This window comes from Myxococcus sp. RHSTA-1-4 (assembly GCF_020037125.1).
Classification (GTDB): Bacteria; Myxococcota; Myxococcia; order Myxococcales; family Myxococcaceae; genus Myxococcus.
In genome coordinates this window covers 1-17,057 of sequence record NZ_JAIQDG010000062.1, presented here as the reverse complement: position 1 = coordinate 17,057, position 17,057 = coordinate 1, and the positions used below count along the sequence as shown (strand labels likewise).

General features: G+C 66.5%; 31 protein-coding genes. All 31 read right to left on the bottom strand.

Going from position 1 to position 17,057, the window contains the following annotated elements:
- Nucleotides 1-29: 29 nt before the first annotated feature.
- The gene (rplQ, locus tag K8638_RS42695) at nt 30-455 is read right to left on the bottom strand and encodes a 50S ribosomal protein L17 (RefSeq protein WP_223760535.1); all 426 of its coding nucleotides are present in this window, start codon (nt 453-455) and stop codon (nt 30-32) included.
- Nucleotides 456-635: 180 nt separating this feature from the next.
- Nucleotides 636-1,658: a DNA-directed RNA polymerase subunit alpha gene (locus K8638_RS42690; RefSeq protein ID WP_223760534.1), complete on the bottom strand. Its 1,023-nt coding sequence runs from the start codon at nt 1,656-1,658 to the stop codon at nt 636-638.
- A 173-nt stretch (nt 1,659-1,831) separates the two neighbouring features.
- A complete protein-coding gene (gene rpsD, locus K8638_RS42685) occupies nt 1,832-2,458 on the bottom strand; it encodes a 30S ribosomal protein S4 (RefSeq protein ID WP_223760533.1) in 627 nt (208 codons plus the stop codon).
- A gap of 72 nt (nt 2,459-2,530) precedes the next feature.
- The gene (gene rpsK, locus K8638_RS42680) at nt 2,531-2,965 is read right to left on the bottom strand and encodes a 30S ribosomal protein S11 (RefSeq protein ID WP_223760532.1); all 435 of its coding nucleotides are present in this window, start codon (nt 2,963-2,965) and stop codon (nt 2,531-2,533) included.
- A 59-nt stretch (nt 2,966-3,024) separates the two neighbouring features.
- Nucleotides 3,025-3,408 carry a 30S ribosomal protein S13 gene (rpsM, locus tag K8638_RS42675; RefSeq protein ID WP_223760531.1) on the bottom strand — a complete coding sequence of 128 codons (384 nt, stop codon included), beginning with the start codon at nt 3,406-3,408 and terminating at the stop codon, nt 3,025-3,027.
- A 54-nt stretch (nt 3,409-3,462) separates the two neighbouring features.
- Nucleotides 3,463-3,579, bottom strand: a complete 117-nt coding sequence (gene rpmJ / locus K8638_RS42670; protein WP_002633586.1) for a 50S ribosomal protein L36 — start codon at nt 3,577-3,579, stop codon at nt 3,463-3,465.
- Between the two features lie 75 nt (nt 3,580-3,654).
- Entirely contained in the window at nt 3,655-3,873 is a 219-nt protein-coding gene (infA, locus tag K8638_RS42665) for a translation initiation factor IF-1 (protein WP_002614803.1), read from the bottom strand.
- Nucleotides 3,874-4,025: 152 nt separating this feature from the next.
- Entirely contained in the window at nt 4,026-4,781 is a 756-nt protein-coding gene (gene map, locus K8638_RS42660; RefSeq protein WP_223760530.1) for a type I methionyl aminopeptidase, read from the bottom strand.
- 95 nt (nt 4,782-4,876) lie between these two features.
- Nucleotides 4,877-5,524 carry an adenylate kinase gene (locus tag K8638_RS42655; RefSeq protein ID WP_223760529.1) on the bottom strand — a complete coding sequence of 216 codons (648 nt, stop codon included), beginning with the start codon at nt 5,522-5,524 and terminating at the stop codon, nt 4,877-4,879.
- A gap of 162 nt (nt 5,525-5,686) precedes the next feature.
- The gene (gene secY / locus K8638_RS42650) at nt 5,687-7,033 is read right to left on the bottom strand and encodes a preprotein translocase subunit SecY (RefSeq protein WP_223760528.1); all 1,347 of its coding nucleotides are present in this window, start codon (nt 7,031-7,033) and stop codon (nt 5,687-5,689) included.
- Nucleotides 7,034-7,166: 133 nt separating this feature from the next.
- Nucleotides 7,167-7,694 carry a 50S ribosomal protein L15 gene (rplO, locus tag K8638_RS42645; protein ID WP_223760527.1) on the bottom strand — a complete coding sequence of 176 codons (528 nt, stop codon included), beginning with the start codon at nt 7,692-7,694 and terminating at the stop codon, nt 7,167-7,169.
- A gap of 13 nt (nt 7,695-7,707) precedes the next feature.
- On the bottom strand, nt 7,708-7,977 hold the full coding sequence (gene rpmD, locus K8638_RS42640; RefSeq protein WP_223760526.1) for a 50S ribosomal protein L30: 270 nt from the start codon (nt 7,975-7,977) through the stop codon (nt 7,708-7,710).
- A 2-nt stretch (nt 7,978-7,979) separates the two neighbouring features.
- Entirely contained in the window at nt 7,980-8,501 is a 522-nt protein-coding gene (rpsE, locus tag K8638_RS42635) for a 30S ribosomal protein S5 (RefSeq protein WP_163989304.1), read from the bottom strand.
- 16 nt (nt 8,502-8,517) lie between these two features.
- The gene (rplR, locus tag K8638_RS42630; RefSeq protein ID WP_223760525.1) at nt 8,518-8,874 is read right to left on the bottom strand and encodes a 50S ribosomal protein L18; all 357 of its coding nucleotides are present in this window, start codon (nt 8,872-8,874) and stop codon (nt 8,518-8,520) included.
- A gap of 108 nt (nt 8,875-8,982) precedes the next feature.
- A complete protein-coding gene (gene rplF, locus K8638_RS42625) occupies nt 8,983-9,549 on the bottom strand; it encodes a 50S ribosomal protein L6 (RefSeq protein ID WP_223760524.1) in 567 nt (188 codons plus the stop codon).
- Nucleotides 9,550-9,613: 64 nt separating this feature from the next.
- A complete protein-coding gene (gene rpsH, locus K8638_RS42620) occupies nt 9,614-10,012 on the bottom strand; it encodes a 30S ribosomal protein S8 (RefSeq protein WP_223760523.1) in 399 nt (132 codons plus the stop codon).
- 191 nt (nt 10,013-10,203) lie between these two features.
- The gene (locus tag K8638_RS42615) at nt 10,204-10,389 is read right to left on the bottom strand and encodes a type Z 30S ribosomal protein S14 (RefSeq protein ID WP_015350175.1); all 186 of its coding nucleotides are present in this window, start codon (nt 10,387-10,389) and stop codon (nt 10,204-10,206) included.
- A gap of 25 nt (nt 10,390-10,414) precedes the next feature.
- Entirely contained in the window at nt 10,415-10,945 is a 531-nt protein-coding gene (gene rplE / locus K8638_RS42610) for a 50S ribosomal protein L5 (protein WP_171818072.1), read from the bottom strand.
- A 302-nt stretch (nt 10,946-11,247) separates the two neighbouring features.
- Complete coding sequence (rplX, locus tag K8638_RS42605) at nt 11,248-11,583, bottom strand: 50S ribosomal protein L24 (protein WP_223760522.1); 336 nt, start codon at nt 11,581-11,583, stop codon at nt 11,248-11,250.
- Between the two features lie 43 nt (nt 11,584-11,626).
- The gene (gene rplN / locus K8638_RS42600) at nt 11,627-11,995 is read right to left on the bottom strand and encodes a 50S ribosomal protein L14 (protein WP_164021706.1); all 369 of its coding nucleotides are present in this window, start codon (nt 11,993-11,995) and stop codon (nt 11,627-11,629) included.
- Between the two features lie 66 nt (nt 11,996-12,061).
- The gene (rpsQ, locus tag K8638_RS42595; RefSeq protein WP_223760521.1) at nt 12,062-12,388 is read right to left on the bottom strand and encodes a 30S ribosomal protein S17; all 327 of its coding nucleotides are present in this window, start codon (nt 12,386-12,388) and stop codon (nt 12,062-12,064) included.
- 84 nt (nt 12,389-12,472) lie between these two features.
- Nucleotides 12,473-12,691, bottom strand: a complete 219-nt coding sequence (gene rpmC, locus K8638_RS42590; protein ID WP_223760520.1) for a 50S ribosomal protein L29 — start codon at nt 12,689-12,691, stop codon at nt 12,473-12,475.
- A 54-nt stretch (nt 12,692-12,745) separates the two neighbouring features.
- Nucleotides 12,746-13,165, bottom strand: coding sequence for a 50S ribosomal protein L16 (gene rplP, locus K8638_RS42585; RefSeq protein WP_169349372.1), 420 nt, complete (start codon nt 13,163-13,165; stop codon nt 12,746-12,748).
- A gap of 66 nt (nt 13,166-13,231) precedes the next feature.
- On the bottom strand, nt 13,232-13,894 hold the full coding sequence (gene rpsC / locus K8638_RS42580; protein ID WP_002633602.1) for a 30S ribosomal protein S3: 663 nt from the start codon (nt 13,892-13,894) through the stop codon (nt 13,232-13,234).
- A 42-nt stretch (nt 13,895-13,936) separates the two neighbouring features.
- Entirely contained in the window at nt 13,937-14,281 is a 345-nt protein-coding gene (gene rplV, locus K8638_RS42575; RefSeq protein WP_169349370.1) for a 50S ribosomal protein L22, read from the bottom strand.
- 35 nt (nt 14,282-14,316) lie between these two features.
- Nucleotides 14,317-14,604 (bottom strand): 30S ribosomal protein S19, encoded by a 288-nt coding sequence (gene rpsS, locus K8638_RS42570; RefSeq protein WP_046714300.1) that lies wholly within the window; start codon nt 14,602-14,604, stop codon nt 14,317-14,319.
- A 14-nt stretch (nt 14,605-14,618) separates the two neighbouring features.
- The gene (gene rplB / locus K8638_RS42565) at nt 14,619-15,464 is read right to left on the bottom strand and encodes a 50S ribosomal protein L2 (RefSeq protein WP_223760519.1); all 846 of its coding nucleotides are present in this window, start codon (nt 15,462-15,464) and stop codon (nt 14,619-14,621) included.
- A 33-nt stretch (nt 15,465-15,497) separates the two neighbouring features.
- Nucleotides 15,498-15,791, bottom strand: a complete 294-nt coding sequence (locus tag K8638_RS42560; protein ID WP_169349368.1) for a 50S ribosomal protein L23 — start codon at nt 15,789-15,791, stop codon at nt 15,498-15,500.
- The gene (gene rplD, locus K8638_RS42555; protein WP_223760518.1) at nt 15,788-16,411 is read right to left on the bottom strand and encodes a 50S ribosomal protein L4; all 624 of its coding nucleotides are present in this window, start codon (nt 16,409-16,411) and stop codon (nt 15,788-15,790) included. Before rplD ends, K8638_RS42560 begins: the two co-directional genes overlap by 4 nt.
- A gap of 53 nt (nt 16,412-16,464) precedes the next feature.
- Complete coding sequence (rpsJ, locus tag K8638_RS42550; RefSeq protein WP_002633608.1) at nt 16,465-16,773, bottom strand: 30S ribosomal protein S10; 309 nt, start codon at nt 16,771-16,773, stop codon at nt 16,465-16,467.
- A 206-nt stretch (nt 16,774-16,979) separates the two neighbouring features.
- A partial coding sequence (locus tag K8638_RS42545) for a hypothetical protein (protein ID WP_223754080.1) occupies nt 16,980-17,057 on the bottom strand: 78 nt, incomplete at its 5' end.

Here is a 17,057-nt window from a genome sequence, read left to right as displayed (position 1 = left end):
CTCACGAAGGGGCGCGGAAAGCGGAACCACTACTCGGTCTTCTCACCCTCGGCGGCGGCCTCGCCACCCTCGGTCGCGGCCTTGGCCGGCTGCGCCACGGGGCGATCCACCAGCTCCAGCAGCACCATCTCCGCGGCGTCACCGCGACGGAAGCCGAGGCGGATCATGCGGGTGTAGCCACCCGGGCGGTTGGCGTACCGCTCCTTGTACTCGCCGAAGACCTTCTGCAGCACGTCCCGGTCCTTCACCGTCCGGGCCGCGAGCCGCACGTTGGACAGGCCACCCTTCTTGCCGAGCGTGATGATGCGCTCCGCGATCTTCCGGGCCTCCTTGGCCTTGGGGACCGTGGTGCGGATGGCCTGGTGCTCGAGCAGCGAGGTGACCATGTTGTTGAGCATCGCGAGCCGGTGGCTCGTGGTGCGGTGCAGCTTCCTCTGTCCGACCTTGTGACGCATCGTCGTGCTCCGGGCCCGTCAGGGCCCAACCACTCCGGCCGTATCAGGTACCGGGTGGGAAGGGCGGACCCGGCACGGGGCCCGCCACTGCCATTCGGGCCCGGAAGACGTCCCGGGCCCCCTCCCCTCGCGCCGCTGACCGCCGTGCCCGCGACCCGAGGAGAGGTGCTGCGTGAAACACTACGCCTTCGGCTGCGCGGGCGCCGGCGCCTGCTTCGGCGGCCAGTTCTCCAGCTTCATGCCCAGCGACAGGCCCATCTCCGCGAGGATCTCCTTGATCTCCTTCAGGGACTTGCGGCCGAAGTTCTTCGTCTTGAGCATCTCGGCCTCGGTGCGCTGCACCAGGTCGCCGATGGTCTTGATGTTCGCCTGCTGCAGGCAGTTGGCCGAACGGACCGACAGCTCCAGCTCATCCACCGAGCGGAACAGGTTCTCGTTGAGCTTCGCCTCCTCCTTCGGCGCCTCGGCGATGACGGGCTCCTCCGTCTCGTCGAAGTTCACGAAGACCGTCAGCTGCTCCTTGATGATCTTCGCCGCGTAGGCCACCGCGTCCTGCGGGGACACCGAGCCGTCCGTCCAGACCTCGAGCGACAGCTTGTCGTAGTCCGTGACCTGGCCGACGCGCGCGTTGGTGACCTGGTAGTTCACCTTGCGGATGGGCGAGAACAGCGAGTCGATGGGGATGGTGCCGATGGGCGAGCCCGCCACCTTGTTCACCGTGGCCGGGGTGTAGCCACGGCCGCGGCGGCACGTCAGCTCCATGCGGAGCTTGCCACCCTCGGAGATGGTGCAGATGTGGTGGCCCGGGTTGAGGATCTCCGTGTCCGGGTCGGTGATGATGTCACCGGCCTTGACCTCCTTGGGACCCTCCGCCTCGATGCGGAGCGTCTTCGTCTCGTTCGTGTGCATCCGAAGGAGGACCTCCTTCAGGTTCAGCACGACGTCCGTGACGTCCTCGGACACCTCGGGGATGGTGGTGAACTCGTGGTCCACGCCCTCGATCTTCACCGAGGTGATGGCCGCGCCCTGCAGCGACGACAGGAGCACGCGGCGCAGCGAGTTGCCCAGCGTGGTGCCGAAGCCGCGCTCCAGCGGCTCGGCGACGAACTTGCCGTAGGTGGGCGTCAGGCTGTCCTGGTCCACCTCCATGCGGCGCGGCTTGATGAGGTCACGCCAGTTCTTCGCAACGAACGTATCTGCCATGGTGTACGACTCCTCGAATCGTGCGCCACCACCGACTTACCCACCAGGACGGTGGGAGGATGGGCACGCGGGACTGCGGTGAAGCACCTGCGATAAAGCACGACGCCCCGGCCTCGTCGGCCAGGGCGTCCACTGCCACGTCCAGGCCGTATGAGGCCGGCCGGCGGCGGAGACTACTTGGAGTAGAGCTCCACGATGAGCTGCTCCTGGATGGGCATGGTCAGGTCCTCACGGTTCGGGGCCGTGGTGACGGTGCCCTTGAAGGCCTTCTTGTCCAGGGAGATCCACTGCGGAACGCCACGGCGGTCCACCGTCTCCAGCGCCTCGGAGATGCGGAGCACCTTGCGGCTCTTCTCCACCACCTCCACCGAGCTGCCCGGTTTGACCGAGAAGGACGGGATGTTGACCTTGCGGCCGTTCACCTGGAAGTGGCCGTGGCGCACGAGCTGGCGCGCCTCGTTGCGGGTATCCGCGAAGCCCATGCGGAACACCACGTTGTCCAGACGGAGCTCGAGCTGCTGGAGCAGGTTCTCACCCGTCTTGCCCTTGGCGGCGGACGCGCGGTGGTAGTAGCCGCGGAACTGGTTCTCCAGCAGGCCGTACATGCGCTTGACCTTCTGCTTCTCGCGCAGCTGCACGCCGTAGCCGGAGAACTTCACGCGGCCCTGGCCGTGCTGACCCGGGGGATAGGGGCGACGCTCGATGGCGCACTTGTCCGTGTAGCAACGGTCGCCCTTCAGGTACATCTTCAGGTTCTCGCGCCGGCAGATGCGGCAGGCGCTAGCGGTGTAACGGGCCACTGAAAGCTCCTTAAAGGTGATCTGGAGCCGCCCACGCGCGCGAAGCACGCGGAGGCGGCCCGGACGAAGAGGTTAGACGCGGCGGCGCTTGGGCTGACGGCACCCGTTGTGCGGGATGGGCGTCACGTCGCGGATGAGGTTGATCTTCAGGCCAGCGGCGGCCAGCGCGCGCAGCGCCGACTCGCGACCCGCGCCCGGGCCCTTCACGAACACGGACACGTTCTTCAGGCCGTGCTCCATCGCCTTGGCCGCGGCGTCGCCGGCGGCGACCTGGGCCGCGAACGGGGTGGACTTGCGGCTTCCCTTGAAGCCACGGGCCCCGGCGGACGACCAGGAGATCACGTTCCCGGACACGTCCGTGATCGTGATGATGGTGTTGTTGAACGTGGACTGGATGTGGACCACGCCGTTGAGGATGTTCTTCTTGCCCTTGCGCTTGGCCTTCTTCGCGGCAGGGGCCTCGCCCTCGGTTCCCGCGGGCGCCGCAGTATTGGTCTCTTCAGCCATGGGGATTGCTGCTCCTGAGAGGTGATCGACGCCGGCTCATGAAGAAGCCGGCGCAGGGTTTACCGGGCCGGAGCGGCAGGCTTCGCCCGGACGATGCCGCGCTTCGGGCCCTTGCGGGTGCGCGCGTTGGTGTGGGTCCGCTGGCCACGCACCGGCAGGCCCTTGCGGTGACGGAGGCCGCGGTAGCAGCCCAGGTCCATCAACCGCTTGATGTTCATGGTGATCTCGCGACGGAGATCGCCCTCCACCTTGTAGCTGGCCTCGATGATCTCGCGGATCTTGCGGGCCTGGTCCTCGGTGAGGTCCTTCGTCCGAGTGGTGGGATCGATGCCCGCAGCCTCGATGATGTCATGCGCGGACTTGTTGCCGATCCCGTAGATGTACTGGAGCGAGATCACCGCGCGCTTGTTGGGCGGCAGATCGATGCCGGCGATACGAGCCATCTTCGGTCTTCCTTCGTAGGTGGAGTTGGTCTGGAACCAACGGCCGTCTGGCCGCTAGCCCTGGCGCTGCTTGTGACGCGGGTTGGACGCGCAGATGACGCGAACGATACCCTTGCGACGGACAACCTTGCACTTGTCGCAGATCTTCTTGACGGACGCCCGAACCTTCATGGAGCGAACTTCCTTCCTCAGCTAAAGAAAAGCCCAGCGGGCCACCCGCCATTCCCTCGGCGGGAGGTTACCCTTCTACTTCGCCCGGTACGTGATCCGACCGCGCGTCAGGTCGTAGGGAGACAGCTCGACCTTCACCTTGTCACCCGGGAGGATGCGGATGAAGTGCATCCTCATCTTGCCCGAAATGTGCGCGAGCACCTTGTGGCCGTTGTCCAGCACCACGCGGAACATCGCGTTCGGGAGGGGCTCCATCACCGTCCCCTCGACTTCGATGGAATCATCCTTCGGCAAGCGTCAGACTCTCTTCCCGGACCACGTACCTCTTGGAAGCGCGGCGGGATAGCACTTTGGTCCGCAAGTGGCAAGCGCCGCGCACAGTAAAACTCGGATTTCTACCAACCCCCCATAACACCTGACTATTTCACCCGCAGTCCCGGCAACCCTCAAGCCCTCCGGGTGAGCACTTCCGGGCCGTGGTCCGTGATGAGGATGGTGTGCTCGAAGTGGGCGGACAGCTTGCCGTCCGCCGTCACCGCCGTCCACTCATCCTCCAGGAGTTCCACCTCGTCGGTGCCCTGGTTCACCATCGGCTCGACCGCCAGGACCATGCCCGGGCGGAGCTTCATCCCCGAACCCGCCTGGCCATGGTTGGGCACCTCCGGCTGCTCGTGGAGCCTACGGCCGATGCCATGCCCGGTGAACCCCCGGGCCACCGAATATCCCCGGGCCTCCACGTGCCGCTGCACCGCGTACCCGATATCCCCGATGCGGTTGCCCGGCCGCATGGCCTGGATGGCCTTGTGGAGCGATTCCCGCGTCGCCTCCACCAGTGCCCGGGCCTCCGGGCTCACCTTCCCCACCGGCACCGTCCTCGCCGAGTCCCCGTACCATCCCCGGTACACGACGCCGAAGTCGAGCTTCATCAGGTCGCCCTCGGCCAGCTTCTTCCGCTTGCTGGGGATGCCGTGCACCACCTCCTCGTTGACGGAGGCACACAGCACGCAGGGAAACCCGAGGTACCCCTTGAAGGCCGGCTTCGCGCCCTTCTCGGCGGTGAGCTTCGCCGCCAGGGCATCCAGCTCCCAGGTGGTGACACCGGGCACCACGGCCTGCTCGAGCGCGTCCAGGACCTCGCACACGATGCGCCCTGCCTGGCGCATGAGGGCGATCTCGTCCTGGCTCTTGATCTCCACGCTCATGGGTACCCCGGGCCACCGCGGGCCCAGCAGAACGGGTGGCCAGTGGCCGGGGGCACCGCAAGCGCCCCCTCCCCGCCCGCCTGCCCGCCCTCCGCTCAGCCCTTGCCGGCGGCGGCCTTGATCTCCTCGTAGATGCCCTCGGGAGAGCCCACACCGTCCACGCTCTTGAGCACGCCCTTCTTCGCGTAGAACGCCTTCAGGGGCGCCGTCTCCGCGTCGTACTTCTGCAGGCGCTTCTCGATGACGTCCGGCATGTCATCCGGCCGCTGGACGAGCCCCGCGTTGCACTTGTCGCAGTAGCCCGCCCGCTTCGGGGGGCTCTGGTACACGTGGTAGACGCTGCCGTCATTGGGGCACACGCGCCGGCCCGAGCCGCGCTCCACCAGTTTGGCGTGCGGAACCTCCAGGGAGATGACGGCGTCGAGCTGCTTCCCCAGCCGCGCCAGCATCCGGTCCAGCGCCTCGGCCTGGCCGGGCGTCCGCGGGAAGCCATCCAGCACGAAGCCCCTGGCCACGTCCGCCTGCTTCAGGCGCTCCTCCACGATGCCGATGACGACGTCGTCGGGCACATACTGCCCCGCGGCCATCAGCGGACCCGCGACCTTCCCCAGCTCCGTTCCGTCCGCCACCGCCTTGCGGAGGATGTCACCGGTGGAGATCTGCGGGATGTGGAAGTCCGCGTACAGCTTCTTCGCCTGGGTGCCCTTCCCCGCGTTCGGCGGCCCCAACAGGATCAGGTTCATGTGCTCCTCTCAGCTCCGAAGGAAGGCACGGAAGTCATCGGCCACAAACCCCCGAGCGCCCCCCTTGTGCACCACCGAAAACCCTTGAACGACATTGCCCTGGAAATACGAGGCGCCCCTCCCCACGACGGGGAGAGGCGCCCGGAACTCACCCGCCGTGACTCAGGCCGCCACGCGCACCCGGCCGCGGATGCGCGGACCGCGGGGACCGGCGAAGCCCTCGTAGTTGCGGCTGATGAGATGGCCCTCGATCTGCTGCACCGTGTCCAGCGCCACGCCCACCACGATGAGCAGCGCCGTGCCGCCGAAGGTGAACCGCACCCCCAGCAGGCCGGTGATGACGGACGGAATCACGCAGATGACGGCCAGATAGATTGCGCCGCCAAAGGTGAGCCGGTTGAGCACGCGCTCGATGAACTCCGCCGTCTGGCGGCCCGGACGGATGCCGGGGATGTAGCCACCCTGCTTCTTGATGTTGTCCGCGACGTCATCCGGGCGGAAGGTCAGCGCCGTGTAGAAGTAGGCGAAGAAGATGACCAGGAGGACGAAGAGCCCGTTGTAGACCCACAGGTTGCCCTCGAGGGCGCGCTGGAAGTCCTGGAGGAACGGGAACCACGTGCCCAGCGTGGTCGGGAAGGACAGCACCGCGCCCGCGAAGATGGGCGGAATCACGCCCGAGGTGTTCACCTTCATCGGGAAGTAGGTGGCCTGGCCCGCGAACATCCGCCGCCCCGCCATGCGCTTGGCGTACTGGATGGGGATGCGCCGCATGCCGCGCTCCACATAGACGACCACGCCGATGATGAGCAGCATGAACACCAGCAGCGCCAGGACCTCGGCCACCGCGATGACCTCCTGCCGCGTCAGGTCCAGCAGCGTCTTGGCGCCCGGGAGCACGCCGGCGACGATGCCCGCGAAGATGATGAGCGAGATGCCGTTGCCGATGCCGCGCTCGGTGATGCGCTCACCCAGCCACATGATGAAGGCCGTGCCCGCCGTCAGGCTGATGACCGTCATGAAGGTGAACCAGACGGAGTCGTCCGGGACGACCACCTGGTTGAACCCGCTCTGCCCGCCGTCCGAGCGGCCCAGCGACGCCAGCCACCGGGAGATGCCGATGCCCTGGACGACGGAGAGGACGATGGTGCCGTAGCGGGTGTACTGGTTGATCTTCTGCCGCCCGCCGGCGCCCTCCTTCTGCAGCCGCTCCAGGCTGGGCACCACCACCGCCAGCAGCTGCATGATGATGGAGGCGCTGACGTACGGCATGATGCCCAGACCGAAGATGGACATCTGCTCCAGCGCGCCGCCGGAGAAGAGGTTGAACAGCGACACGAGGCCACCCGATTGCTTCTGGGCGTCCATGAACGCGTTCATCGCCGCCCGGTCCACGCCGGGGGTGTTGATGAAGATGCCGATGCGATAGACGGCGAGAAGCAGGAGCGTATACGCAAGCCGGCTGCGCAGCTCCGCGATACGGAAGACGTTGGCGAAGGCGTTCAGAGCCACGGGGTAGCCATCCTCTTCGTGAGGGTTCTTCCAGGACGACAAAACGCCCCTGTTCCACGGACGGGAAAGGGGCGCAGAAGCCTACACAAGCAGAACGGCGCGCACCACCGGAAGTGATGCGCGCCAGACACGCTCAGGCCTTGGGCTGCCGGGGGGCCTTGACGCCCTTGCCGGCGTGGGCCTTGGCGGCCGACTCCGGCTTGTGGGCCATCAGCGGCAGCTCTTCCACCGCGCCGCCCGCCTGCTGGACGGCCGACTTCGCCGCCTCGGAGGCCTTGTTCACGCGGACGGTGACCTTCTTGGTCAGCCCGCCCTGGGCCAGCAGCTTCACGCCGTCATAGCGGCCCTTCACCAGGCCCACCTGCTTCAGCGCGGCCTCGTCCACCGTGGCGCCCGCGTCGAAGTGCTGCTCGACGTCCGCCAGGTTCACCACCGCGTACACCGTGCGGTTGGGCGAGTTGAAGCCGAACTTCGGGAGCCGGCGCTGCAGGGGGCTCTGGCCACCCTCGAAGCCCTCGAACCGCATGTTGCCGGTGCGAGCCTTCTGGCCCTTGCCACCGCGGCCGGCCGTCTTGCCCAGACCGCTGCCCTGGCCGCGGCCCACGCGCTTCTTGCGGTGCCACGAGCGCGACGGACGCTTCAGATCGTGCAGAGTGCTCATCGTCTCAGTCCTCTCAGGCCTTGCCCTGCTTGGCCTGGTACGCGCGCGCGCGCTCCTTCAGAGCGATCTTGCGCGGCTTGCGGCGCGCGGGCGCCGGAGCGTCGCCGGAAACCGTCTCCGAGCTGACCAGGTGCTTCACCTTGAACACCATGCCACGAACGGCCGGGGTGTCCTTCAGGAGCCGCTCCTCACCGAACTTCTTCAGGCCCAGCCCGCGGATGGTGTCCAGCATCTCACCGGACGCACCCGCGAAGCTCTTCACCAGCTTGACCTTGAGCGCCATGTTTAGGTCCTCTGCTCGCCGGCGAGCTTCGTCGCCTCGACGTCCTTGCCCCGCAGACGGGAGACCTGCTCCGCGCTGCGCAGCATCTTCAGGCCCGCCACCGTGGCCTTCAGCACGTTGTGCGGATTCCGCGAACCCTGGCTCTTGGTCAGGATGTTGCGGATGCCCGCCGCCTCCAGCACCGCGCGGACCGCGCCGCCGGCGATGACGCCCGTACCCTGGCTGGCCGGCTTCAGGAGCACCCAACCGGCGCCGAAGTGCCCGAGCACCTCGTGCGGAATGGTGTGACCCATCAGCGGAACCCGGAACAGGTTCTTCTTCGCGTTCTCGCCACCCTTGCGGATGGCCTCGGGGACCTCGTTGGCCTTGCCCAGGCCGACGCCCACGTGTCCGGCGCCGTCCCCCACCACCACGAGGGCGGCGAACGAGAAGCGACGGCCGCCCTTCACGACCTTCGCCACGCGGTTGATGTTCACCACGCGGTCGGTGAGGTCCAGATCGTTCGGATTGATCGGAGTTGCCACTTGGGGGATTCCTTTCTTAGAACTTCAGCCCGGCCTCGCGCGCGGCGTCGGCCACGGCGGCGATGCGCCCGTGATAGGGGAAGCCGTTGCGGTCGAACACCACCGCCTCGACGTTGGCGGCCTTGCACTTCTGCGCAATCAGGGTGCCAACCCGCTTCGCGTCCGCCTTCTTGTCGCCCTCGTCCTGGCCCTTCAGGTCCTTGGACAGCGACGAGGCAAACGCGAGCGTGCGGCCCGTGGAGTCGTCCACCACCTGCGCGTAGATGTGCTTGAGGCTCTTGTACACGGTGAGCCGCGGCCGCTCCGTCGTTCCCGACAGCTTCTTGCGGATGCGGTTCTTCCTCTTGAGGCGCTGATCGATCTTCGTAGCCATGGCTGCTTCCTTTTCCGTCCGGCGGCGATGCGGCCTTCCGCCGCCGGATGATGCCGCCAGGCCCCCAGGGCCCGGCGGGGTTTGGAACACTCAGGACAGCCGGGACGACTAGGTCGTACCGGTCTTGCCCTCCTTACGGCGGATGCGCTCCTCGGAGTACTTGATGCCCTTGCCCTTGTAGGGCTCGGGCGGGCGCAGCGAGCGGATGTTCACCGCCGTGGCACCCAGCACTTCCTTGTCCGCAGAGCGGAGCGTCAGACCCAGCGTGGGCAGGCTGTCCTCGGTACGGGACGCCTTGTCCACCTCGGCCGTCACGCCCTCCGGCAGGTTGAACACCACCGGGTGGGAGTAGCCCAGCGCGAAGTGGATGGCCTTGCCCTTCACCTCGGCGCGGAAACCGACGCCGCGGATGTCCAGCTTCTTCTCGAAGCCCGTGGACACGCCCTTGGCGGCGTTTGCGAGGATGGTGCGGGTCAGGCCGTGCAGGCTGCGCGCCTCGCGCGAGTCATCCGCGCGCTGCACGGTGATCTGCCCTTCCTTGACCTCCACCTTGACGTGAGCGGGCAGCTTCACGGACAGCTTGCCCTTGGGGCCCTCGAAGTTCACCTGCTGGCCGGCGACGACGGCCTTCGTCTTGTCGCCGAGCTTGATTGCCAGTTTTCCAATCCGACTCATGGTTGCCTCGGTCCTGTCTGCCCGGGGGGCGCTTCCTCGCGGAGCGCCACGCCTGGGCGGCTGGCTAGTAGACGGTGCAGAGCAGCTCGCCGCCCACCTTCTGCTTGCGGGCCTCGGAGTCCACCATGATGCCGCGCGAGGTGGAAAGGACGGAGATGCCCAGGCCACCCAGCACCTGCGGAATCTCGCGCGACGACACGTAGCGGCGCAGGCCCGGCTTGGACACGCGGCGGATGCCGGTGATGGCCGGGGCGCGGTCCGGTCCGTACTTCATCTGGACCGTGATCTCGTTCTGCGGCTTGACCTCGTGCACCGTGAAGTCGCCGATGTAGCCCTCGTCCTTGAGGACCTTGATGATCTCGAGCTTGAGCTTCGAGTGGGGGATGACGACCTTGTCGTGCCGCGCACGCGACGCGTTGCGCAGGCGGGTCAGCATGTCGCCGACGGGATCATTGACCGGCATGGAGTACCTTCCAAGGCGGGGCCCCTTCACGGGCGCCCCGCGTTCGCAACCGCCGCGCCTGCCGGGCCCATCCCGGGGGTTCGCGGTGGCTGCCACTTCGTACAGCGGAACTGCTTTCGCGGGCTCCTCCCGGAGCACGCCCAGGGCGCCAGCCTGCCCTCACGGGCCCGCCAGGCGCCCTGCCCTTCCGGCTACCAGGACGACTTGGTGACGCCGGTGATCTCACCGCGCAGGGCGCGGTTGCGCAGGCAGATGCGGCACATCTTGAACTTGCGGAGGAACGCGCGCGGCCGGCCGCACAGCGGGCAGCGGTTGTACTGGCGCACGGCGAACTTCGGCTTGCGCTTTGCCTGGGCAATCTTGGAGAGCTTGGCCATGATTCTTGGGTCCTTGGCTCGAGGCTTACTGGCGGAACGGCATGCCGAAGTGACGCATCAGCGCCAACCCGTGCTCGTCGTTGGCCGCGGTGGTGACGAAGCTGATGTTGAGCCCCTTCACCTTCTCGATCTGGTCGTAGTTGATCTCAGGGAAGATGATCTGCTCGCGCACACCGAGCGTGTAGTTGCCCTTCCCGTCGAACGCCTTCGGGGACACGCCCTTGAAGTCACGCACGCGCGGCAGCGCCACGGTGATGAGGCGGTCCATGAACTCGTACATGCGGTCGCCGCGCAGCGTGACGGCGGCGCCGATGGCCTGCCCCTGGCGCAGCTTGAAGTTCGCGATGGACTTGCGGGCGCGCGTGACGATCGGCTTCTGGCCGGTGATCGCCGCGAGCTGGTCCACCGCCGACTCCAGGATCTTGTTGTTGGCGAGCGCCTCGCCCAGACCCATGTTGACGACGATCTTCTCCAGGCGGGGAACCTGCATCGGGTTCTTCAGGTTCAGCTCCTTCATCAGGGCGGGCACGCCCTCCTTGAAGAAGCGGACCTTCATGCGCGCCGGCTTGGACTCGAGGCCTTCCTCGATGTTCGCCGCGAAGCCAACCTTCTTGGCCTCTTCCTTCTTGCCGCGCTTCGCCTTCTTTTCCTTCTGCTCGGCCTTCTTCTCGTCAGCCATCGTCCTGTCCTCTGCTTCGGAGCGCCGTCGCGAACCCAGCGCCTCGATCAGTCCTTCCTATGGAACCTGGAAACACCGCGAGGGCCCCGAATGCTCCACGAGGCCCTCCGTGCCTGCACGCCCCCTACCCACCCACCCGGGTGGGCAAAGGGCGCGCATAAATGCACCAATGCGGACACCTAGTCAATCAGGGCGTCGCAGTTCTTGCAGAACCGCTTCTTCTTGCCACCCTCACCCTCGGTGCGGAAGCCCACTCGCGTCGGCTTGTCGCACTTGGCACACACCACCTGGACGTTCGCCAGGGCGATGGTGCCGGGCTTCTCGATGATGCCGCCCTCCGGGTTCTGCGGCGTCTTCCGCATGTGCCGCTTGACCAGGCGCAGCCCCTCGACCGTCACGCGCTCCGACTCGCGATCGATCTTCAGGATCTTCCCGCGCTTGGACGCCGGGTTCTTCTCGGAGGCCTCGGCCCCGGCCATGACCTGGACCGTGTCACCCACCTTCAGCTTCTGCATGGCTTCCTCTCTCTGGCTGCTCGCCGTCCGGCCTGCCGTCCTCTCAGAGGACCTCGGGCGCCAGCGAGATGATCTTCATGAACTTGCGGGCGCGGAGCTCACGGGCAACAGGCCCGAAGATACGCGTGCCAATGGGCTCCATGTCCTTGTTGATGAGGACCGCGGAGTTGCCATCGAACTTGATGTAGCTGCCGTCCGGACGACCCACCTCGCGCTTGGTGCGGACGATGACGGCCTTGGCCACGTCACCCTTCTTCACCTTCGAGTTGGGCAGCGCCTCGCGAATCGACACGACGATGACGTCGCCGATGGACGCGTACTTGCGCTTCGAACCACCGAGCACCTTGATGCAGAACACCTTCTTCGCGCCCGAGTTGTCCGCCACGTCGAGCACGCTCGTCATCTGAATCATCTGGGAATCTCCTATCGCCGGTGTCCACCCGCGCTGCCTCACGGCAAGCGCGGAGGGGCATGCGTGCTAGACGTTCTTGCTCTTCTCCAGCACCTCAACCACGCGCCACCGCTTGTCCTTCGAGGCGGGCTTGGTCTCGGCGATCCGGACCCGATCACCCTCGTTGATGGTGATCTTCTTCGGGTAGTCGTGGTCCTCCACGTGCGCCTTGTACTTCTCGCGCAGGCTCATGATCTTCCCGTACTTCGGGTGGGGAGCACGACGCTGGACGGTGACGACCACCGTCTTCTGCATCTTGTTGGAGGTGACGATCCCCACGCGCGTCTTGGGACGGCCACGGGTGGAGGTCTGGGGGGTCGACGTCTCGGTCGCTTCAGCCATCTTCGGTCTCACTATCTCTCATGCACCCGGGCACGCCCGCCCGGATGGCCGCGCGCGCTCACTACCACATGAGCGCGCTTGGAGGAGTCCTACTTCTCAGCCCTGCTTCGCCGCCTTCGTCTTCTGGGTCAGGACGGTCAGCACGCGGGCCAGGTCGCGGCGGTGCTGGGTGCGCTCGGCCGGGCTGTCCAGCGAGCCCGTACGCCGCTTCAGCTGGTCCTGGAACAGCGTGTCGCGCAGCTCCGTCGCGCGCCGCTGCAGGTCCTCCGCGGACAGTTCCTTCAGTTCCTTCGCAGTCGCCATTGCAATCTCCACATGCGCGCGAAGGGCCGTCCCCGGAAGGCCGGCCCCCCGCCGCGTCGGTGCCTACTAGAGGCTCAGGTCCCCGCGGGTCACGATCTTCGTGAGCACCGGCAGCTTCGCCTGCGCCAGCTTCAGCGCCCCGGTGGCCACCTCGCGCGTCATACCCTCCATTTCGTAGAGGATGCGGCCGGGCTTCACCACCGCGACGTAGTACTCCACGCCACCCTTACCGGTACCCATACGGGTCTCGGCGGGCTTCTTGGTGATGGGCTTGTCCGGGAAGATACGGATCCAGATCTTGCCGCCACGCTTCACGTGACGGGTCATCGCGATACGAGCCGCCTCGATCTGCCGGGAGGTGATCCACCCCGGCTGGAGGCTCATCAGGCCGTACTCACCGTAGGTCATGTCGCTGCCACGGTGGGCGACGCCCGGAGTGCGGCCCTTGTGCATCTTGCGGTACTTGGTACGAGCAGGCTGAAGCATCGTCGCTGTCCTTGGCCGCCCTGCCCCGGACGGCCCTCACGGGCACGTCCGGCGCGGGTGGGCTGATTACCGGTTGGAGGGCATGGGGGCCTGGCCACCCTTGCCGGGGAGGACCTCGCCCTTGCAGACCCAGACCTTGCAGCCAATCTTGCCGTAGGTCGTCTTGGCCTCGGCGAAGCCGTAGTCGATGTCCGCGCGCAGGGTGTGCAGGGGCACGCGGCCCTCGCGGTACCACTCGTAGCGCGCCATCTCCGCGCCGCCCAGGCGGCCCGAGCACGCCACGCGGATGCCCTTGGCGCCGAACTTCATCGCCGTCTGCAGGGCCTTCTTCATGGCACGGCGGAAGGCGATGCGGCGCTCGAGCTGGGTGGCGATGTTCTCCGCCACCAGCTGCGCGTCCGTCTCGGCCTTGCGGACCTCGACGATGTTCAGGAAGACCTCGTTCTTCGTGAACTGCTGGAGGTCCTTCTTCACCGTCTCGATGCCCGCGCCGCGCTTGCCGATGACGATGCCCGGCCGCGCGGTGTGGACGTTGACCTTGACCTTGTTGGCCGCGCGCTCGATCTCCACCTTGGAGACGCCCGCGTGGTTCAGCGACTTCTTGACGAACTCGCGGATGCGAATGTCCTCATGGAGCCACTGCGCGTAGTTCTTGTGCTCGAACCACTTGGAGTCCCAGGTCTTGATGACGCCGAGCCGGAACCCGATCGGATGAACTTTCTGTCCCAACGTAATTCTCCTTGAACGTTCCGGGCGCAGGCCCGACGGGTCCTACTTCTTCGCCTCGGCCAGCACCACGTGGACGTGGGCCGTCTTCTTCTTGATGGGGGTCGCCCGGCCCATGGCGCGCGGCATGAATCGGCGCTGGGTGGGGCCCTGGTCCACGGAGATGGTCTTCACGTAGAGGGTGTCCACGTCGACCTGTCCCTTGGACTTGTCCGTCGCGTTGGCCACGGCGCTCTTGATGAGCTTCTCCACCGGCTTGGCCGCCGCGCGCTTGGTGAACTTCAGGATGTTGAGGGCCGCCTCGACGGGCTTGCCCCGGATGAGCGCCGCAACGGTGGAAATCTTGCGGGGGCTCATGCGCAGGAAACGCAGATGTGCAGTCGACTCCATGGTCTTCCTCTCAGGCTCTCAGGCAACGCGCCAGGCTACTTGCCCGGGGCCTTGGCGACCTTCTTCTCCGCCGAGTGGCCGCCGAACGTACGCGTCGGGGCGAACTCGCCGAGCTTGTGGCCCACCATGTTCTCCGTGACGAACACCGGGATGAACTTCTTCCCGTTGTGCACCGCGAAGGTGTGGCCGACGAACTCCGGAAGGATGGTGGAGCGCCGCGACCACGTCTTCACCACCGTCTTCTTGTTCGTCTTGATCATGTCCTCGATCTTCTTCACGAGGAAATCGTCGACGAACGGACCCTTCTTGATCGAACGAGCCATGACTTGCGATCCTCTTACTGGCTGCGCGCGCCCTGGCGGCGGCCGCTCACGATGAACTTGTCAGTGCGCTTGTTGGTGCGCGTGGTGAGGCCCTTGGTCTTCTTGCCCCACGGCGACACCGGGTGCGGGTTACCCTGACCGGACTTACCCTCACCACCACCGTGCGGGTGGTCGACAGGGTTCATCGCCAGACCGCGGACGGTGGGACGGATGCCCAGCCAGCGGCTCTTACCCGCCTTGCCGACGCGGATGATCTCGTGCTCGATGTTGCCCACCTGGCCCACGGTGGCGCGGCACTCGATGAGGACCATGCGGACGGTGCCGGAAGGCATACGCACCTGAGCGTAGCGGCCCTCCTTCGCCATCAGCTGACCGGAGGTTCCCGCGGAGCGGATGACCTGGGCGCCACGGCCCGGCTTCAGCTCCACGTTGTGGATGATGGTACCCACCGGGATGTTCTGCAGCGGCAGGCTGTTGCCCGGGCGGATGTCCGCCGTCTCGCCGGCGAACACCGTGTCACCCACGCTCAGACCGACCGGAGCGAGGATGTAGCGCTTGTCGCCGTCCGCGTAGTGCAGCAGCGCGATGTTGGCGGTGCGGTTCGGGTCGTACTCGACGGCCGCGACCTTGGCCGGCACGCCGTCCTTGTCACGACGCTTGAAGTCGATGACGCGGTAGCGGCGCTTGTGACCACCACCCTGGTGACGGCGGGTGATGTGCCCGTGGACGTTGCGACCACCGGAGCGCTTGAGCGGCTCGGTGAGGCTCTTCTCGGGCGAGTCCTTGGTGATGTCCGCGAAGTCGGACACCGTCATCAGACGGCGGGCCGCGCTAGTCGGCTTGTACTTCTTGATGCCCATGGTGTGTTCCTCGCAGGCAGCGACGCATTAGCGTCAGGCCGCCCCTCCCTCGAAGAGCTCGATCGAGTCGCCCTGCTTCAGGGTGACGACCGCCTTCTTGAAGTTGGGCCGCTTGCCGATGCTCCGGCCCACCCGCTTGACCTTGCCGCGGACGACGTTGGTGCGAACGCCCTCGACGGTGACCTTGAAGAGCGTCTCCACCGCGCGGGCCACGTCGTGCTTGGTGGCCTTGCGGTCGACGATGAACGAGTACTGGCGGAACTTCTCGCGGGCCTTGTCCAGCTTCTCGGTGATGAGCGGGCCCTTGATGACGTCGGTGAGATTCATGACAGCGCCCCCTCGAGGGTCTTCGCGGCCGCGGAGGTGAGGACGATGTGCGAGTGCCGCAGGACGGCCTCGAGGTTCAGGCCCTCGGGAGGCAGCACGTCGAACTTCGCCAGGTTGCGCACGCTGCGGTGCAGGTTGGTGTTGCCCTTGTCGTCGATGACCAGCGCGTTCTGCAGCTTCAGGCGCTTGGTCAGGACCTCGAAGGCCTGCTTGCTCTTCGGGGCGTCCAGGGAGAAGCCGCTCAGGATGATGAGCGTCTTCTCGCGGGCGCGCAGGGAGAGCGCGGACCTCAGGGCGCCGCGGCGCACCTTGCGGGGCGGGCGGTAGAAGTAGTCGCGCGCCTTGGGGGCCATCGCCTTGCCGCCGCCCACCCAGTGGGAAGCGCGGATGGAGCCCTGGCGGGCGCGGCCGGTGCCCTTCTGCTTCCAGGGCTTCTTGCCGCCGCCGCTGACCAGCGAGGTGTTCTTCACCCCGACCGTGCCGCGGCGCCGGTTGATCTGCTGCATCTTCGCCACCTCGTAAAAGAGGTGGGTATTCGGCTCGGCGCCGAACACGTCGTCGGAGAGCTCGATCTCCGACACCTTCTTCAAATCCAGGTCGACAACGTCAAACTTCGCCATGGCACTTTCCTCGCGGGGGTCGGAGTGAAACCACTCGGACGCCCACCCGCTTCCTAGGACTTGATCTCGACGTCAACGCCAGCCGACAGATCCAGCTTCATGAGCGCATCCAGCGTCTGCTGCGTGGGCTCGAGGATGTCGAGCAGGCGCTTGTGCGTGCGGATCTCGAACTGCTCGCGGCTCTTCTTGTCCACGTGCGGAGACCGCAGCACCGTGAACTTGTTGATGCGCGTAGGCAGGGGGATCGGACCGGCCACCTTGGCGCCCGTGCGCTTGGCCGTCTCGACGATCTCCCCCGCGCTCTGGTCCAGGAGCTTCGAGTCGTACGCCTTCAGCCGGATGCGGATCTTCTGTGTCGCCATTCGCAAGAACCTCTTAGAACGGACCCTGCCTCTGCCTCGGGAGGCGTGTACGACCGACGTCCCCTGGTTGTCACAGAGCCGTTTCTTCAGAACGAAGGGGCGCGGTGATTACCATCCCGCCCCGGGGGTATGCAACATGATTTCCACCGGCTCCCTGAAATCTCCCAGGTAGGGGGGGCCCAGGGAGCCGGTAGAGCAACAACCTGCTACTCGATGATCTCCGCCACGACGCCGGCGCCCACCGTGCGGCCGCCCTCGCGAACGGCGAAGCGCAGCTCCTTCTC

Bases quoted from the DNA above. Each gene is read 5' to 3' on its own strand.
- rpmJ (WP_002633586.1), bottom strand. From the start codon at position 3,579: ATGAAGGTTCGGGCGTCCGTCAAGAAGATCTGCGACAAGTGCAAGGTT.
- rplX (WP_223760522.1), bottom strand. From the start codon at position 11,583: ATGCAGAAGCTGAAGGTGGGTGACACGGTCCAGGTCATGGCCGGGGCC.
- rplP (WP_169349372.1), bottom strand. From the start codon at position 13,165: ATGCTTCAGCCTGCTCGTACCAAGTACCGCAAGATGCACAAGGGCCGC.
- rpsJ (WP_002633608.1), bottom strand. From the start codon at position 16,773: ATGGCGACACAGAAGATCCGCATCCGGCTGAAGGCGTACGACTCGAAG.
- rplF (WP_223760524.1), bottom strand. From the start codon at position 9,549: ATGAGTCGGATTGGAAAACTGGCAATCAAGCTCGGCGACAAGACGAAG.
- rpsM (WP_223760531.1), bottom strand. From the start codon at position 3,408: ATGGCTCGTATCGCCGGCATCGATCTGCCGCCCAACAAGCGCGCGGTG.
- rplR (WP_223760525.1), bottom strand. From the start codon at position 8,874: ATGGCTACGAAGATCGATCAGCGCCTCAAGAGGAAGAACCGCATCCGC.
- rplE (WP_171818072.1), bottom strand. From the start codon at position 10,945: ATGAAGGTCCGCTTCTTCAAGGAGGGCGTGCCCGCCCTGATGAAGGAG.
- rplD (WP_223760518.1), bottom strand. From the start codon at position 16,411: ATGGCGAAGTTTGACGTTGTCGACCTGGATTTGAAGAAGGTGTCGGAG.
- rpsK (WP_223760532.1), bottom strand. From the start codon at position 2,965: ATGGCTGAAGAGACCAATACTGCGGCGCCCGCGGGAACCGAGGGCGAG.
- K8638_RS42615 (WP_015350175.1), bottom strand. From the start codon at position 10,389: ATGGCCAAGCTCTCCAAGATTGCCCAGGCAAAGCGCAAGCCGAAGTTC.
- rplN (WP_164021706.1), bottom strand. From the start codon at position 11,995: ATGATTCAGATGACGAGCGTGCTCGACGTGGCGGACAACTCGGGCGCG.
- map (WP_223760530.1), bottom strand. From the start codon at position 4,781: ATGAGCGTGGAGATCAAGAGCCAGGACGAGATCGCCCTCATGCGCCAG.
- rpsH (WP_223760523.1), bottom strand. From the start codon at position 10,012: ATGCCGGTCAATGATCCCGTCGGCGACATGCTGACCCGCCTGCGCAAC.
- K8638_RS42560 (WP_169349368.1), bottom strand. From the start codon at position 15,791: ATGAATCTCACCGACGTCATCAAGGGCCCGCTCATCACCGAGAAGCTG.
- rplQ (WP_223760535.1), bottom strand. From the start codon at position 455: ATGCGTCACAAGGTCGGACAGAGGAAGCTGCACCGCACCACGAGCCAC.
- rplO (WP_223760527.1), bottom strand. From the start codon at position 7,694: ATGAGCACTCTGCACGATCTGAAGCGTCCGTCGCGCTCGTGGCACCGC.
- rpmD (WP_223760526.1), bottom strand. From the start codon at position 7,977: ATGGCGCTCAAGGTCAAGCTGGTGAAGAGCTTCGCGGGTGCGTCCGGT.
- K8638_RS42690 (WP_223760534.1), bottom strand. From the start codon at position 1,658: ATGGCAGATACGTTCGTTGCGAAGAACTGGCGTGACCTCATCAAGCCG.
- rplV (WP_169349370.1), bottom strand. From the start codon at position 14,281: ATGGAGTCGACTGCACATCTGCGTTTCCTGCGCATGAGCCCCCGCAAG.
- rplB (WP_223760519.1), bottom strand. From the start codon at position 15,464: ATGGGCATCAAGAAGTACAAGCCGACTAGCGCGGCCCGCCGTCTGATG.
- K8638_RS42655 (WP_223760529.1), bottom strand. From the start codon at position 5,524: ATGAACCTGATCCTGTTGGGGCCGCCGAACGCGGGGAAGGGCACCCAG.
- rpsS (WP_046714300.1), bottom strand. From the start codon at position 14,604: ATGGCTCGTTCGATCAAGAAGGGTCCGTTCGTCGACGATTTCCTCGTG.